The organism is Bradyrhizobium sp. URHD0069 (assembly GCF_000701345.1).
Classification (GTDB): domain Bacteria; phylum Pseudomonadota; class Alphaproteobacteria; order Rhizobiales; family Xanthobacteraceae; genus Bradyrhizobium.
Genome location: NZ_JNIJ01000011.1, coordinates 43,715 through 57,237, shown reverse-complemented (window position 1 = coordinate 57,237; position 13,523 = coordinate 43,715). Strand labels below are relative to the sequence as shown.

The 13,523-nt window shown below is 60.1% G+C and carries 14 protein-coding genes; 3 read left to right on the top strand and 11 right to left on the bottom strand.

Annotation, left to right across the window (positions count from 1 at the left end; genetic code table 11):
- Nucleotides 1–249: 249 nt before the first annotated feature.
- From N554_RS0105650 to N554_RS0105640, 3 genes are all read right to left on the bottom strand, one after another.
- Nucleotides 250–1,149: an NAD(P)-dependent oxidoreductase gene (locus tag N554_RS0105650; protein WP_036052483.1), complete on the bottom strand. Its 900-nt coding sequence runs from the start codon at nt 1,147–1,149 to the stop codon at nt 250–252.
- Between the two features lie 484 nt (nt 1,150–1,633).
- Nucleotides 1,634–2,476 carry a CHAD domain-containing protein gene (locus N554_RS0105645; RefSeq protein ID WP_245283538.1) on the bottom strand — a complete coding sequence of 281 codons (843 nt, stop codon included), beginning with the start codon at nt 2,474–2,476 and terminating at the stop codon, nt 1,634–1,636.
- A 259-nt stretch (nt 2,477–2,735) separates the two neighbouring features.
- Entirely contained in the window at nt 2,736–3,047 is a 312-nt protein-coding gene (locus N554_RS0105640) for a hypothetical protein (protein WP_051677333.1), read from the bottom strand.
- 447 nt (nt 3,048–3,494) lie between these two features.
- Here N554_RS0105640 and N554_RS39595 point away from each other — a divergent pair, with 447 nt between their 5' ends.
- From N554_RS39595 to N554_RS0105620, 3 genes are all read left to right on the top strand, one after another.
- Nucleotides 3,495–3,983, top strand: a complete 489-nt coding sequence (locus N554_RS39595) for a hypothetical protein (protein ID WP_156041793.1) — start codon at nt 3,495–3,497, stop codon at nt 3,981–3,983.
- Between the two features lie 59 nt (nt 3,984–4,042).
- Nucleotides 4,043–4,777 carry a Crp/Fnr family transcriptional regulator gene (locus tag N554_RS0105630; RefSeq protein ID WP_029582592.1) on the top strand — a complete coding sequence of 245 codons (735 nt, stop codon included), beginning with the start codon at nt 4,043–4,045 and terminating at the stop codon, nt 4,775–4,777.
- 260 nt (nt 4,778–5,037) lie between these two features.
- Nucleotides 5,038–5,289, top strand: a complete 252-nt coding sequence (locus tag N554_RS0105620) for a hypothetical protein (protein ID WP_036052481.1) — start codon at nt 5,038–5,040, stop codon at nt 5,287–5,289.
- An 11-nt stretch (nt 5,290–5,300) separates the two neighbouring features.
- Here the strand turns inward: N554_RS0105620 and N554_RS0105615 are convergent, their stop codons facing one another.
- The 8 genes from N554_RS0105615 to N554_RS0105580 form a co-directional block, all read right to left on the bottom strand.
- Complete coding sequence (locus N554_RS0105615; protein ID WP_029582589.1) at nt 5,301–5,966, bottom strand: ATP-binding cassette domain-containing protein; 666 nt, start codon at nt 5,964–5,966, stop codon at nt 5,301–5,303.
- The gene (locus N554_RS0105610) at nt 5,963–6,712 is read right to left on the bottom strand and encodes an ABC transporter ATP-binding protein (RefSeq protein WP_029582588.1); all 750 of its coding nucleotides are present in this window, start codon (nt 6,710–6,712) and stop codon (nt 5,963–5,965) included. The genes N554_RS0105615 and N554_RS0105610 overlap by 4 nt, the downstream gene beginning before the upstream one ends.
- A complete protein-coding gene (locus tag N554_RS0105605; RefSeq protein WP_029582587.1) occupies nt 6,709–7,704 on the bottom strand; it encodes a branched-chain amino acid ABC transporter permease in 996 nt (331 codons plus the stop codon). Before N554_RS0105605 ends, N554_RS0105610 begins: the two co-directional genes overlap by 4 nt.
- Nucleotides 7,704–8,600, bottom strand: a complete 897-nt coding sequence (locus N554_RS0105600) for a branched-chain amino acid ABC transporter permease (protein WP_029582586.1) — start codon at nt 8,598–8,600, stop codon at nt 7,704–7,706. The genes N554_RS0105605 and N554_RS0105600 overlap by 1 nt, the downstream gene beginning before the upstream one ends.
- A gap of 156 nt (nt 8,601–8,756) precedes the next feature.
- Nucleotides 8,757–10,067 (bottom strand): ABC transporter substrate-binding protein, encoded by a 1,311-nt coding sequence (locus N554_RS0105595; protein ID WP_029582585.1) that lies wholly within the window; start codon nt 10,065–10,067, stop codon nt 8,757–8,759.
- Between the two features lie 136 nt (nt 10,068–10,203).
- Nucleotides 10,204–10,905, bottom strand: coding sequence for a molybdate ABC transporter substrate-binding protein (locus N554_RS0105590; RefSeq protein ID WP_029582584.1), 702 nt, complete (start codon nt 10,903–10,905; stop codon nt 10,204–10,206).
- On the bottom strand, nt 10,902–13,040 hold the full coding sequence (locus N554_RS0105585) for a xanthine dehydrogenase family protein molybdopterin-binding subunit (protein ID WP_029582583.1): 2,139 nt from the start codon (nt 13,038–13,040) through the stop codon (nt 10,902–10,904). The genes N554_RS0105590 and N554_RS0105585 overlap by 4 nt, the downstream gene beginning before the upstream one ends.
- Nucleotides 13,037–13,510: a (2Fe-2S)-binding protein gene (locus N554_RS0105580; RefSeq protein ID WP_029582582.1), complete on the bottom strand. Its 474-nt coding sequence runs from the start codon at nt 13,508–13,510 to the stop codon at nt 13,037–13,039. The genes N554_RS0105585 and N554_RS0105580 overlap by 4 nt, the downstream gene beginning before the upstream one ends.
- Nucleotides 13,511–13,523: the final 13 nt, after the last annotated feature.

Here is a 13,523-nt window from a genome sequence, read left to right as displayed (position 1 = left end):
CGCGTTGCCGGCAATTCAGCCAACGAGTCTCGTCGAATACAGCCGATACGGCTGCCGGGATGGCTGCCGGTGCGGAACAGGTTTGCCGTGGTACCTCTGCATGTGGAACGCACCGGCAGATCCGGCACTGGCTGTGCCGTTCGGAAACGGATAGCTGCGGCGGTGCGGCCATAGCGGTTCTTGCGTTAGATCGTTGAACGGCCGCTGCTGCTGGATGATAGTTCGGGCGCGACGGAAAATGAACCTGATCTAGGACTTAGTCGCGATGGCCGGCCGCTGGGTCCAGCGGACGGCAACCGCGGTTGCGTCGGCATCGCCCAGACCCGCAGCTTCCGCTTCCTCAAAGCAGGTAAGCGCGCTCGTCGTCACGGGAAGTTCGGCATGAATGGACGCGCCGAATTGAACGGCCGTGGCGAGATCCTTTTTCGCAGCGTTGAGGCCGAACGCGGTCTCGCCCGAGGGCGATCCGGTCAGTGCCTTTGCGATAGCCGCGCCGCGCCCCTTCATGGCGTTCGGCGTGCCGGCGGTGTCGGACAAGATATCGATCAAACGGTCAGCGGGAAGATTGAGCGGCTTGCAGATGGTCAAAGCCTCGCCGAGCGCCTGCCAGTAGACTAGCAGCGGCAGATTGACCGCCAGTTTCATCGTTGCGCCCGAACCGAGTTCGCCGACATGTTCGATGCGGCGGCATAGTTGTTGCAGGATCGGCATTGCCCTAGCGACAGCTGTTTCCGCACCTCCGGCAAGGCCGAACAGCTTGCCTTCCTTCGCCGGACCGGTACTTCCGCCGACCGGGCACTCGACAAAGGCGGCGCCTTGCTGCAACACTGAAGCACCGTTTGATTTCATCGTGTCCGGGCGCACCGTGCTCATATCGATCACGAGCTTGCCGGAGAGTTTGGATTTTAGGATACCGTTTGGCCCGCGGTAGATCGCGTCGGTGGCTACGTCATTCAGCAACATCACGATCACGACTTCGCAACTCTCCACGAGCTCGGCAAGGGATGTGAACAGCTTTGCTCCCGCATCGACTAGCGGCTTGGTCTTCGCTGAACTACGGTTCCAGACACCAACTTCATGTCCGACCGACATCAACCGCTGCGCGATCGATGATCCCATTCGTCCGGTTCCGCACACGCCGATTTTCATGACCTGTCCTCATTGCAAGATTGAATGGAGGGCATTTAATTGAATGAAGGGCATTTATAACTGGTCGTGTGGCTATTCCGGATTTAAATGGGTCAATTTTGGTTTACGACCGGCGATTGTGACGTTGGCCTGCGCGAGTTCGGCTCCGTCGCCCAGCGTCGATATCGAAACCGATCACGTGCTATCCCGCAATAAACGAGGCTGCGGGCGATCGCGCCTCCCATGATGCCAAGCCGGACGACTCCAACGGTCTTGTCCATGAGAACTCGTCAGGTTGGTCGCGGCGCGAGTTTGAATTGCTCGATACGGCCGCTCATGAGCTTGGTGAACAACGAGCGATGATAATAGAGGTAAGACCCGTCCCGTTCGATGGCCTAAGCTCTCGTCGTCGCCCGGCGGCCCTTAACGACACCACGTTTCGTCGATCAGGCGCACGCGCGATCTAAAACGATCCCGACACAAACCTTCGCTCTCCGGTAGTGAGTTACGGCTTCAGCGCGGCCAGCTTCCGATAAGCCCCGGCCGCTTTCTGAATCAGTCGGCTTTTGCGCTTCGGACTGAGAAACGGCGTCGCCGCCGGAATGCCGTCTCGGTGCAGCGTGGCCGCCAGCGCTTCGCCCTTTGCACCGTCGTTTAACTGCCCAAGAGCTCTTTGCGCGTTGCGCAAGTGCTTCAGCGCAACCTGTTGCCCCAAAAATCTTCTGTCCGGAAGCAGATCGTCGAAGAATTCGATTGAATAGCACAGCTTCTTGTTCAGCAGGCGCAACCGATGTCGCTTCTTGGTGCCCATCCTCCCGAGCTTGCGGGATTTCGTCAAAAGCTTTTCCCGCCATCTCGTCAGTTTGTCCGTGCTGTATGCGGCGATCGGCGAAGCACGCTCCTGCGCGGCCTGTCTTCCTCTCTTGATGGACCAGGGTCCATTCTCGACCCAACCGGATATGCTTTCGATCAGATGCCGATACCTGGCTGACCGAAGCGCCTGGGCTAGGTGGCGATGGCTGTCTGCGCGTCTCTCGTTCCAGGATTGATAGTTGGATATTGTCTGCGCCTGTTTTTTGCTGACGGCCTTCAGTCGCTCGATAGCGACGTCGAGATCCCGCACAACGCCAAGATGGGCGTTAAGCCATTTGAGTTCACTCCTTAGTTGCGTGAGCTTGGCGTCATCGATCATCGGTGAGAAAAACAATATGGCTGCGCGCAAGCGGGTAAGTGCAATACGCATTTGATGCAGGGCCGTGGCGTCGCCTGCGCATGTCGCCTCTTGATTTGCTGTCAAATCTCCAAGATAGCGGCCGGCTACAACTCGAAAAGCCGTGTCACATGCCATCATTGCATTGAGTCGCGGAATCGGGTGGTGCCACTCGCGGTCGACGCGCGAGGCGGCTTTGCTTGCAGATTTCGCGGCTGGCGACATTTATTATGCTATCGGACCTAGAGCCGCCTTACCGATCAACGGTTCGCATCGCCCAAGAATTTACTCGGACCTGCCAGATGGGTCGATGACCACCCTATCGCAGGTGCCTATATTATATTCTTTCCGAAGTTCGGCAATCTCAAGCCGATAATATGGAGTAACGGTCGACTTGTCACACTCTCCTCTTGATAATTGATCCAAATTCGCGGGATTTCGCTGTCTGCCTGGTGACTAAGCCGCTGTTTCGGGCCATCTCCCTGCCAACCATTTGCAGATCACAAATTGTCTGATCCAGGTCTTGATCACCGTCTCGAACTGCCGCAAAGAATTTGGCTGCCCAATGGAGATCCAGTTTGACGCGCGTTAAGCCGTCGCGGCTTTTCTTGCGATCGAGCGATCGAAATATGGCTTGGGCACGAGCCTCGTCTGCGTTGCAGCCGAGTAGCCCCGCGATCTCGCCGTATGTCATCCAGATTTGCGGCATAGCGCAATCTCCATTGGCCAGAGAGAGACTGCCGGAATTTGATGAATACTGCGTTTCCACTTACTTCAAATACGACGTTTGTGAGTGGTGGCGTTAGTATACGAAGTTTAAGCTATGGGCCCAAGCCGCCCTACTGTGAGCCATCCGGGCTTGGCATTGCTTCAGAGTTGCTCTGATGTTCCGAATGCATCGATAGGCGCCCCAATCGACTCTCCTGAAGCCCGGCAATCTCTGACGTCGCGTCGCATGCGTCGTTCTCGCGGCCACCGTCGGCGTATCGCTCCGCATACGGTCAACTTGGGAGACATCCAGCGCGGGTTGACTTTCGTGCGTGTCTTTCAGGCCGGTGCAAAGCAGAGGGGATACGGGGTATCAAGGTACTGGCGGTCTTCGCCGAAGCCAACATCCTCGCGTCACAGGGAGTTGCTGAGACGGATGAGGCTATCTATGAAACAATCCATCGGGATTGCCGCCGGGCTTGAGGCCCGCCCCTTCGGACTTATGACATATTGCGAACTCAGCATATCTCGCCGCGTATTAGGCGAGCGGTATAGTGGAAGGTTCGAACAGCACATCAATAAATTGCATAGCCCGAACAACGCAGGGAAATTTAAGGATTACAAGAAGCACAACGGGCCCTATGGATCCTTTGGGAAATTCACCAAATTCCTGGTGCCGGACCAAAAAAACTGGGCCGACATATCCGGGTCGACAGAGGGTTACGGCAAAATGGGAGAAGCATTCCGGCGACATATCCGACCCAATCCGCGACAAAATCACCGACGTCATGGCCAACAATCTGAGGTCCGCCACGCCGTTACCGCTGGTTTTGAAGGTCGTGAAGATGTCGATGCATGCTACGACCTGAACGTTCGGATGTTTACCCATAAGGGCAGGATGCATATCGGCCTTCACCATGCTTTGTCCGAATTTTGAGTTAAAATGATCGATCTCGGAGCCGCAGACCGCGGCTCCGCTTCGGGAGTTCAACTGACGTGCCTCAGCACAAGATCGGAAACGCTCACGGATTTTCGAGCAGTAAGCTGGCGGTCCTGCGCAAGCATCCGATCTTTTGCGATCTCGATCCTGAGGCCCTCGACCAGCTGTGCCGCTATGCCAAACATTCGACGCTGAAGCGGGGAGCTACCATCTTCTCCAAAGGAGATCCCGGCACCAGTCTGATCGCGGTGATCAGTGGCACGGTGAAGATCAGCATCTCTTCCGCGGACGGCCGCAGCGCGATTTTGAATCTGATCGGCGTCGGCGAGATTTTCGGAGAAGTCGCACTGCTCGACGGGCTGGCACGCACAGCCGACGCTACGGCAAATACCAATTGCGAGATTTTCGTCATCGACCGTCGCGACTTTATCCCCTTCGTGCGGAGTCAGCCGGCGCTGGCGATGAAAATCATTGAGTTGCTTTGCACGCGGCTGCGATGGACCAGTGATCAGGTGGAGGAGGTTATCCTTCAGAATTTGCCAGGCCGGCTCGCCAGCGCGCTACTTCGTTTGACCGAGAAACATAAGCTCGCGCCTGGAGGGCGAACGATCTCCATTACCCAGCAGGAAATCAGCGAAATGGTTGGCATGACCCGGGAAAGCATCAACAAGCAGTTGCGGGTCTGGGCCGAACGCAAGTGGGTGCGTCTCGAACACGGGGTCATCGTTGTACTCAACGCCGAGCCGCTTCAAGAGTTGGCCGAAGCGGGATCAGGAAGCGAAGGCGATTAACGCGATTGTGAACGTGATTCCGGCGCGCGCCAACGGATCGGCACGCCGCTCCGCCCAGTGCCAGACGCAGCGCGAATCCGAGTTTTTCGGATTCCAGATATGCAATCGCAGATCTGTGGTCTGCTGTTTCGGACGCCGCGTGCGGATTGACCCACACATTTCACGAACGTTTTGATTTTGGCGCATGTGAAGCAATTTACATCCGCTTCGCGCGTGTTGAGCTAAGTGACGGGTTGTAGATTCGCACGATGGAGGCACCCATGCAGTGCTTGTTCGACAAATCAGGCGAAACCGTCAGCCGTTTTTACCGACGCTGGGGTACCGGCGTTTTTGCATTGCCCGTACTCGTTATAGTAGCGCTGGTCGGGCTGGTTATGCCGCGTCCGGTGCCGTCCAACTGGATATCGGATGCGGTCAAGGCTGAGTTTGCCGGCACGAAGTTCGGGCCAGAGGCCGCGGCGGCGCGGCCTTCGAAGGCCGCTACTGTAATCCGGACAGTCAAAGCCTATTGACGCAGGCTAGCCTATCCCGAAGCAAGGTTGGCGCCGCGTTCGATCGTGAACTCAACGTCGATCAGCCCGCGCGAGTGATTCATATCGGATTGCGACATCAGAAGAGTGAGATCCTTGCCCTTCAGGGAGGCTAGGACCTCCGACAGCCGCTCCGACAGCGCCGGCGCGATTCCTTCGAACGGCTCGTCGAGCAGCAGGCATTTGGTGCCGATGCCAAGCGCACGGCCAAGTGCGACCAGCTTCTGTTGGCCTCCGCTGAGCTGCAGTGCCTTGCGATCGCGCATCTCGGCAAGTTCGCCGATCACCTCGTACACGAAGTCGAGCCGCGCCTTGCGATCGAGGTGCTCTGCCACCCAAAGCGGCAACAGAATATTTTCCTCAACGGTCAGCTGAGGTACAAGGCAGCGATCTTCCGGCATATAGCCGATCCCGAGAGCCGCGCGGGCGTGGCGCGGGTGCGCCGACAGATCGGCCCCTGCGAACCGGACGGTACCCTGCGCCGGCTTGAGATGCCCCATGATCGAACGCATCAGGGTAGTTTTGCCGGCCCCGTTGCGGCCGACGAGGCTCACCATGGCGCCCCTTGCTACGCGCATCGAAAAGCCGCGCAGCGCGGGCATCGACTGAATTTCGACGACCAGATGGTCGATCTCGAGCAATGGCGCTGTGGCGTTCATTGTGCGCCTCCGGTGACGTAGCGCCGCACCTCCGGATCATTCAGGACGTCGCGCGGATCGCCATCGGCGAGAATCCGACCCTGATAAAACGCCACCACCCGGTCGGCGTAGCGGCTGACGATCTCCATATCGTGCTCGACGAAGACGATGGTTGCGGCATCGGGCGCCACGGCATGAATCACGCGGTCCATCGTGGCGAATTTCTCTTCTGCCGAAACACCAGATGTCGGCTCGTCCAGCAGCAGTAATCTAGGCCTGCGGACCAGCGCCATGGCAATGTCGACGAGCTTGCGTACACCGCCGGCAAGCTCTGAGATCGGGCGGTCGGCCAGGTCGGCCAAGCCAAATCGTTCCAGCAATTCGAGAGCCTTGTCGCGACGGCCATGCGCTTCCGCCGGCGAGTGGAAGGAAAGTGCCCGTGGATGGGTGCCGGAGACCGCCACCGCCAGATTTTCGGCGGCAGTCAGATCAATGAACAACTGTGGAATTTGAAACGATCTGGAGATGCCGAGCTCGGCAACATGTCTTGGCGAGCGTCGTCCGATATTCATCCCGTCGAGCGCGATCGAGCCGGAGTCGGGCTTGAGATAACCGGTGACCATGTTGACGAAGGTTGTCTTGCCCGCGCCGTTGGCGCCGATCAAGCTGACCTTCTGGCCGGCCGCGATATCAATCGACAAGGCATCGGCGGCGACCACCGCGCCAAAGCGCTTCTCAAGCCTGCGCGCGGAAAGGATTGGCTTCACAGCGCGACCCCTTTTCGGACCGCAGCGGGCGTGGCAGCCGCTGGCTTGCTCCGTTTGCGCTTCTCCCGGATCCAAAGCGAGCCGATGCCGCGGGGCAGAAACAAAATGACGCCCAACAGGAAAACGCCAAGCACGAGCTGCCAGGTATTAGGAAGGTACAGGTTCGAGAAGGAGCGAACGAGTTCCAGCGCTAGCGAGGCGACGAACACCGCGGCTACGCTTTGGTATCCCGCGAGCACCGCGACGAAGACGAATTCACCCGATGTGGTCCAGTAAGCGAATTGCGGATCGATATGCCGTTGGGCCATCAGCGCGAACGCGCCGCTGGCTCCGGCGAAAACCGCCGCGATAATGAAGTTGATGGTGATGACCCGATTGGCCGAGATCCCGAGATACTCGATGCGCAAATTGTTTTCACGAACCGCAAGGCTGGCAAGGCCGAGCTCGGACCGAAACAGGATCGTTGCTGCGATGCCGGCGAGTCCGGTGGTGACCACCGACACCGCGTACAGCATGAAATCCGCCTCGCGCGGGTCGACAAAGACCATGCCGAACAGGCTCGGCCGTCCGACATTGAAGCCGTCAGAGCCGCCCAGCGCGGACGATTTGACCAGCGCGCCATACAGCACCATCGACAGCGCGAGCGTCAGCATGCCGAAGAAGATGCCGCTATAACGCGCAATCAGCGGGCCGATCACAAGGCCGAGCAGGCCGCCGCAGACCGCGCCAATGACCATTTGCGCCACCGCATCCGTGACGCCCCAGGCGTTGGCGATCAGGGCGACGCCATAGCCACCCGCCGCAAAGAACAAGCCTTGACCGAACGACACGTTGCCGGTGCGCGCCAATATCACAATGCCGAGCGCAATCAGGGCGTTGGAAGCGGCGACGGTCGCAAGTGATAGCGTCCATGTCGGAAGTATACGGCCGAACAGCGTCGCGGCCACCACCAGCGCGATCATGACGAGAGGGTGAAGACGACCATGCTTCATCAGATCCGCCTTGCCGCCTCGCGTTTGAACAGACCCTCCGGGCGAAACATCAGCACCCCGGCCATAATCAGATAGATCATGAACAACTCGGCCTGCGGCACTAGGTGCACCGAAGCTGCGCGGGCGAGCCCGACAAGGATCGCGCCGACCGCCGCACCCTCGACGCTGCCTAAGCCACCGATCACGACGATGGCGAAACTCAAGATGATCACATCGGAGCTGAGGCCCGGCTGCATCGAGATCTTGGGCGCAGTCAGCGCGCCGGCCAGGGCCGCAAGCAGCACGCCGAATGCGAAGGCGACCGCGTAGACCCGGTTGACCCTAACCCCCATGCTGACACTCATTTCCTCGTTGTGGATCACCGCCAACACGATCTTGCCGGTGACGGTGCGATTGAGCCCGAACCAAACCGCGAAGCCGACGGCGGCGGAAATCGGCATCAGCAGCAGATCGTAGCCAACGTAGTACAAACCGGCGAATGCGACATTGCCGAACAGCTCATAGGGCTGCGTCGCGTAGATCGGGTTTACGCCCCAGATCAATTTGGTGACGTCCTCGAGGATGAGGAACACCGCATAGGTCACCAGCAGCAGCACCACTTCGTCGCGGCCATAGAACATTTTCAAAAGGCCGCGCTCGAGCAGAAGGCCGACCGCGGACGCGATCAGTGCGACCGAAGCCAGCATCGCGACAAAGCCGACGCTGGGCGGAAGGCTATGTGCGGCGACGAACGTCACCGCGGTCGCCGCGATATAGGCGCCGAGCGCGTAGAAGCTGCCATGGGCGATGTTGAGAATTTTCAAAACGCCGAACACCAGGGTCAGCCCCAAGGCAACAATAAAAAGCCAGGAAGCTTGGATTAGCCCGTCGAGAACAATCGTCAGAAAGGAGTTCATTGCGCTGTTCTCATGCGAGACCGTGCGAGAAGGTACAATTCATAACGCCGGTTGAAATGCGACACCGGTAGATCGCATGCCGCAAAGCGGACGGGAGGCCGCGGCGCGAGCATCTCACTCGCGCCGCTTTACTCTTCGCTCAGATGCGGGTGCCCCTTAGTTGCACTTGGCGCCTTGCATGCCGCCCTTGATCCAGTCGAGCGACTTTACGCCAGGAGGCGGATTGACGCATTCTGCTGGGAAATACTGGATGTCGACCAGATCGACCCGCTTGAGATCCGGATTATACTTGGTGCGGCTGATCGCGATCGGCTGGATCGCCTGATGGCCGTCGGCAAGCCTCATCTGAATGAGGCCGCCGGGCGACTGCCATTCAAGGCCGGTCATCGCCGCCACCAGTTCGTCGGTCGATGGCTTCTTGCCGCCGTTCTTGGCCATCGCCTTCTCAACCGCAGCCTTCAGCCCGAAGATCGACTGCGCGATGCGATAGGCGGCCTGAACCGGATAGACGCCGTTGACCGCCTCGTAACCCTTAAAGAACCAGTCGTTGAGTGGCGATTTCTGCGACATCAGGCCGTAGGCGCCGCGGGCCCCGATGATGGTTCCGTCGGGCATTTTGTCGCCGAGCGGCGGCAGCACGTGGTCCGCGGCGCTGAAAACCAGCTGGCTGCGCTTCGGTAGCCCGCGCGGCGCAGCCTGCAAGATGAAGGCCTGTAGGTCGCCGCCCCATAGGCTGGAATAGACCACATCGGAGCCAGCGCCGACCAACGCGGAAATTTCGGTGCCGTACTGGCCTGCGCCGAACTTCGGCAGAAGATCAGTCTGCAGTTTGACGTTGGGGTAGAGTTGCCCGGCCGCAGCAACGAAATCGGCCCGGCTATCCTGGCCCCAGGCGTAGTCCTGGTTGATGGCCGAAAGCGTGTCCATCTTAACATTCTTTGCCTTCATGTAACGAATGAGGCCGACGTTATCCATAGTGGCGTGGGCGGCGGTACGGAATACGTAATTGTATTTCGCTTCTTCGAAAATGCGTGGTGTGCCGCAATCCATCAGCACCAGCATCTTTTTCAGTTCTTCAGCAATCGGCGCGACCGCGAGACAGTCGCCGGAGCCGATATAGCCGAGCACAGCATCAACATTGTCGCGCTGATAGAGGTTGCGCAGTTCCTGGACCTGCTTGGTCGCGCCGCCGTTCTCGTCGATGATGACGGGCTCGATTTTCATGCCGCCAAAACCGACCTTTTCGTAAGGGGAGGGGACCGCGCCCTTATTCAACTGGTCGATAACAAATTGGCCGCCGTTCCGCGCCGGGACGCCGAAGCTGTCAGCGGCGGGCCCGGACAGGAACGTCACAATGCCGAGCTTGAAAGTGTCTTCCGCTGAGGCCGGTGTCACCAGGGCAAGCGCTGTCGCGGTAACAACGGATAAGAATACGGCAGAGCGATTAATCCGCGAAAAACGGTCCATGATTTCCTCCCCTAATTTGCGGCGGTACGGCCACGTGTTTCGTCCGCGCCGGTTGCCCCGGCGTCGGCGGTATGGATGGGAGTTTAGGCGGGCTTTGCTGGCGCGTCTATGATGTCGAGGCTGGCGACCCCTCGGTCTAGCCGCTCACAAAGCCTGCACGCTCGCGCAGCTCGCGCTGATCGGCGTCCGTCAGCAAATCGATCAGCACCTGGGCCTGCTTGACACCGGCGGCGCGCGCCGTCACCGCTGCCGTATACATGGTGGAGAGTTCACATCCCGGCGGCAGGGACCCCGACAGGGTCACGCCAGGGGTGCTGATGATTTCCGTCGATTGCGTGCAGCCGATCGGCCTGACCGCGTCGGATGCGGCCAGATGGCGCATCGCGGTCGCACCGTTCGGATAGACTTTGAGCCGGGCGGCCACTTCGTCAGCGATGCCTAGTCGTTGCAGAACTTTCGCAACATGAATGCCGGCGGTCGACGCCTTGGTATCCGGAACAAAAATCGCGTCGGCCGCGAGCAGCGCGTCGCGCATCGCCGCGGCATCCTTGACCGCGACTCGCGGATCGTCGGCGCGCACCGCAATCGCGGTCTCGACCAGACCGATGTCGGCGATGGAAGTGCGGACAACAAGCTTCTCCCGCGCCAGATCCGCAATCATCGCCGCCGTCAGAACGACGATGTCGGCGGGTATGCCGCCACGCAACTTGTTGGCCATGGCGCCAACCGCGCCGAACTCGCCCTGGATATTGTGGCCGGTCAGCGCCTTGAATTTCGGCGCAAGGTTCGCCACCAGACCCTGGGCCGCGCCGCCGCTGAGAATGTTCAATGCAGTCACAGGGCCGATTCCATCGCGGCGATCAGACTGTCGCGCGTGATTGGAAGATCACGGACCCGCACCCCGAGCGCATCGAACACGGCATTTGCAATTGCCGCCGTGACCGGGCCGTGGGCCGCCTCTCCAGCGCCGAGCGGCTCACTGTCGGGCCACCGGATCAGCTCGACTTCCACGTCCGGCACTTCGCTGAAGCGAAGGATAGGATACGCCGTCCAGGTGTTGCTGGTGATGTGCTGGCTGTCAAAGCGAACTCGCTCTTTCAACACCCAGCTGGTGGCCTGGATCGCGCCGCCTTCGATCTGATTGATCACGCCGTCTGGATTAATGGCTTCACCGACGTCAACCGCAAGCGTCAGCCGCTTGACGCTGATGTCTTCGGCGCCCTCGACCTCGGCGATCACAGCGCAATAAGCGCCGGTGTTTTTGTAACGCGCAAAGCCGACGCCGTAACCAATGCCGGCCCGCTTGTCCGGCTTCCAATTCGCGCGCTTCGCAACTGAGCGGATCACATCTTGCGCTCGCGAATCCCTGAGGTGCCGCAGCCGAAATGCGATCGGATCTTCGCCGCGCTCGCTCGCCAGTTCGTCGATAAACGACTCTATCGCAAACACGTTGCCCTGCGCGCCCAGCGTCCGCAGCGCGGAAGTGCGTATCGGCATGGTCAGCAAGCGATGGCATTCGATTTGCCAAGACGGAAAGTCATAGAGCGGGATCGAATTGCGGTCGGCGCCGCCGCCATTGGCCTGCGGCGGATTGGTGGCGATATAGCGCGGATGCGGATTTGCCAGCTCAGTAGCCGCGAGCAAAGCGGGCTGAGCCGCGCGTCCCGGCCGTGCGGTGTGGCCGTTACTCCAGATGCTGTGGCGCCAATCGACGATCTCTCCTTGCGCATCGAGATTGGCCTCGATTTCGATGGCCATCGCCGCTCCGAAGGGCGCGTGCGATAGCTCGTCTTGGCGCGACCATTGCACCCGGACCGGTCGGCCGGCGGCTGCCTTCGCCAGCAGAACGGCATCGAGTGCGACGTCGTCCGCGGCATTGTGTCCATAACAGCCGGCGCCTTCCATATGTTCGACCGTGATGTTCTCAACCGGCAATTTGAGTACAAGCGCGAGATCGGCGCGGAGGAAATAGACCCCCTGGCTGTGGGTCCAGACGTGGACGCGGTCTCCTGTCCACTTTGCCATGGCGCAGGAGGGTCCGATCGACGCATGCGCGAGGTAGGGGCGGGTATACTGCCGCCGGATTGTGCGCTTCTTCTCACCTGCTTGGGGAGCCGTTTTCTTGTCGATGGCCGCCGGCTCCGCCGGCTGGGCTTTCAACCACTCCGCCAGCCTGTTCTCGTCCGGAAGCGTTTCACCGGCAGACCATGTCGCTGCCTTGCGCAGCGCCTTCATCGCCGCCTCGGCGCCATCCTCGGTTTCGCTGACCACGCCCACAAAATTGCCGTCGCGAACGATGGCAACAAGGCCGGCAATAGCGCGCGTGCCGCCCTCCGACAGGTCGACGAGTTTTGCAGCGGAGAGTTCGGGTCGCAGCACGCGGCCATGTAGCATTCCGGACAACGCCTGGTCGTGAATAAAACGTGGACGCGCGAAAACCTTGTCCGGAATATCCAGCCGCTGAACCGAGTTTCCGGCCACGGTGCGCTGTGTCGATGATTTCGGCGTCGCACCCGGCGTCGCATCGCGGTCCAGCGAGACTTCGCCGGCAAGCTCCCAATAGCTGGTCCGCACATTGCCCGGTCCGGAGATGATGCCATCGCTGATATCGAGCGCGTCGATGCCGACGCCCAGGCGATCTGACGCGGCGCTAAGAAAGATCTGCCGAATTTCAGCGCAGGCGTAGCGCAAGGCGCGTCCCGACTGCTGTATGGAAAGACTGCCTGACGTGACGCCCTCATTGGGGCTACGCGTCGTAGACGCGCGGACCATCTGCACGCGGCCGGTATCGATATCAAGTTCGTCGGCGGCGATCTGCGCCAGCGCCGTGACAATGCCTTGCCCGATCTCCACCTTTCCCGGCGAGACCATCGCGTGTCCCTCCGGCGAGAACCGGACCCAGGACGATAGTGCAGGGTTCGCCGCTAGGCTGACCGGCAGCGTTGGCATGGGGGATGCCGCAGGCGCAGTCATTGGGGGGCTGCCATCTCGGCCGCCGCGCGCAGCACCGCCCGCACCATGCGATTATGAGACCCGCAACGGCACAGATTTCGATCCAGCGCGCCCTTGACGTCTTCGCCGGTAGGACTGGGGTTTCGTCTCAATAGCGCGGCGGCGCTCATCAATATGCCTGACACGCAGTAGCCGCACTGCAGGGCCTGCTCAGCAATGAACGCACGCTGCAGGGGATGCGGCCTTTCCGCGCTTCCCAAGCCTTCGATAGTGGTGATGTCCTTATCTGCGACCGACCACAGCGGCGTATCGCACGCGGCCACTGCGTGGTTGCCGACGATGACGTTGCAGGCGCCGCATTCGTTGGCACCACACCCGAAGTGTGGGCCCGTCATGTGAAGGGGACCGCGCAGAATATCGAGCAGAGAACGATCAGGATCGGCGTCGACTTCGGTCTCGACGCCATTGAGGCGGAACCCAATACTTGGCATTGCGAATAAGACC

Coding starts and splice junctions, on each gene's coding strand:
- N554_RS0105650 (WP_036052483.1), bottom strand. CDS start 1,149: ATGAAAATCGGCGTGTGCGGAACCGGACGAATGGGATCATCGATCGCG.
- N554_RS0105645 (WP_245283538.1), bottom strand. CDS start 2,476: ATGGCATGTGACACGGCTTTTCGAGTTGTAGCCGGCCGCTATCTTGGA.
- N554_RS0105640 (WP_051677333.1), bottom strand. CDS start 3,047: ATGCCGCAAATCTGGATGACATACGGCGAGATCGCGGGGCTACTCGGC.
- N554_RS39595 (WP_156041793.1), top strand. CDS start 3,495: ATGAAACAATCCATCGGGATTGCCGCCGGGCTTGAGGCCCGCCCCTTC.
- N554_RS0105620 (WP_036052481.1), top strand. CDS start 5,038: ATGCAGTGCTTGTTCGACAAATCAGGCGAAACCGTCAGCCGTTTTTAC.
- N554_RS0105615 (WP_029582589.1), bottom strand. CDS start 5,966: ATGAACGCCACAGCGCCATTGCTCGAGATCGACCATCTGGTCGTCGAA.
- N554_RS0105605 (WP_029582587.1), bottom strand. CDS start 7,704: ATGAAGCATGGTCGTCTTCACCCTCTCGTCATGATCGCGCTGGTGGTG.
- N554_RS0105600 (WP_029582586.1), bottom strand. CDS start 8,600: ATGAACTCCTTTCTGACGATTGTTCTCGACGGGCTAATCCAAGCTTCC.
- N554_RS0105595 (WP_029582585.1), bottom strand. CDS start 10,067: ATGGACCGTTTTTCGCGGATTAATCGCTCTGCCGTATTCTTATCCGTT.
- N554_RS0105585 (WP_029582583.1), bottom strand. CDS start 13,040: ATGACTGCGCCTGCGGCATCCCCCATGCCAACGCTGCCGGTCAGCCTA.
- N554_RS0105580 (WP_029582582.1), bottom strand. CDS start 13,510: ATGCCAAGTATTGGGTTCCGCCTCAATGGCGTCGAGACCGAAGTCGAC.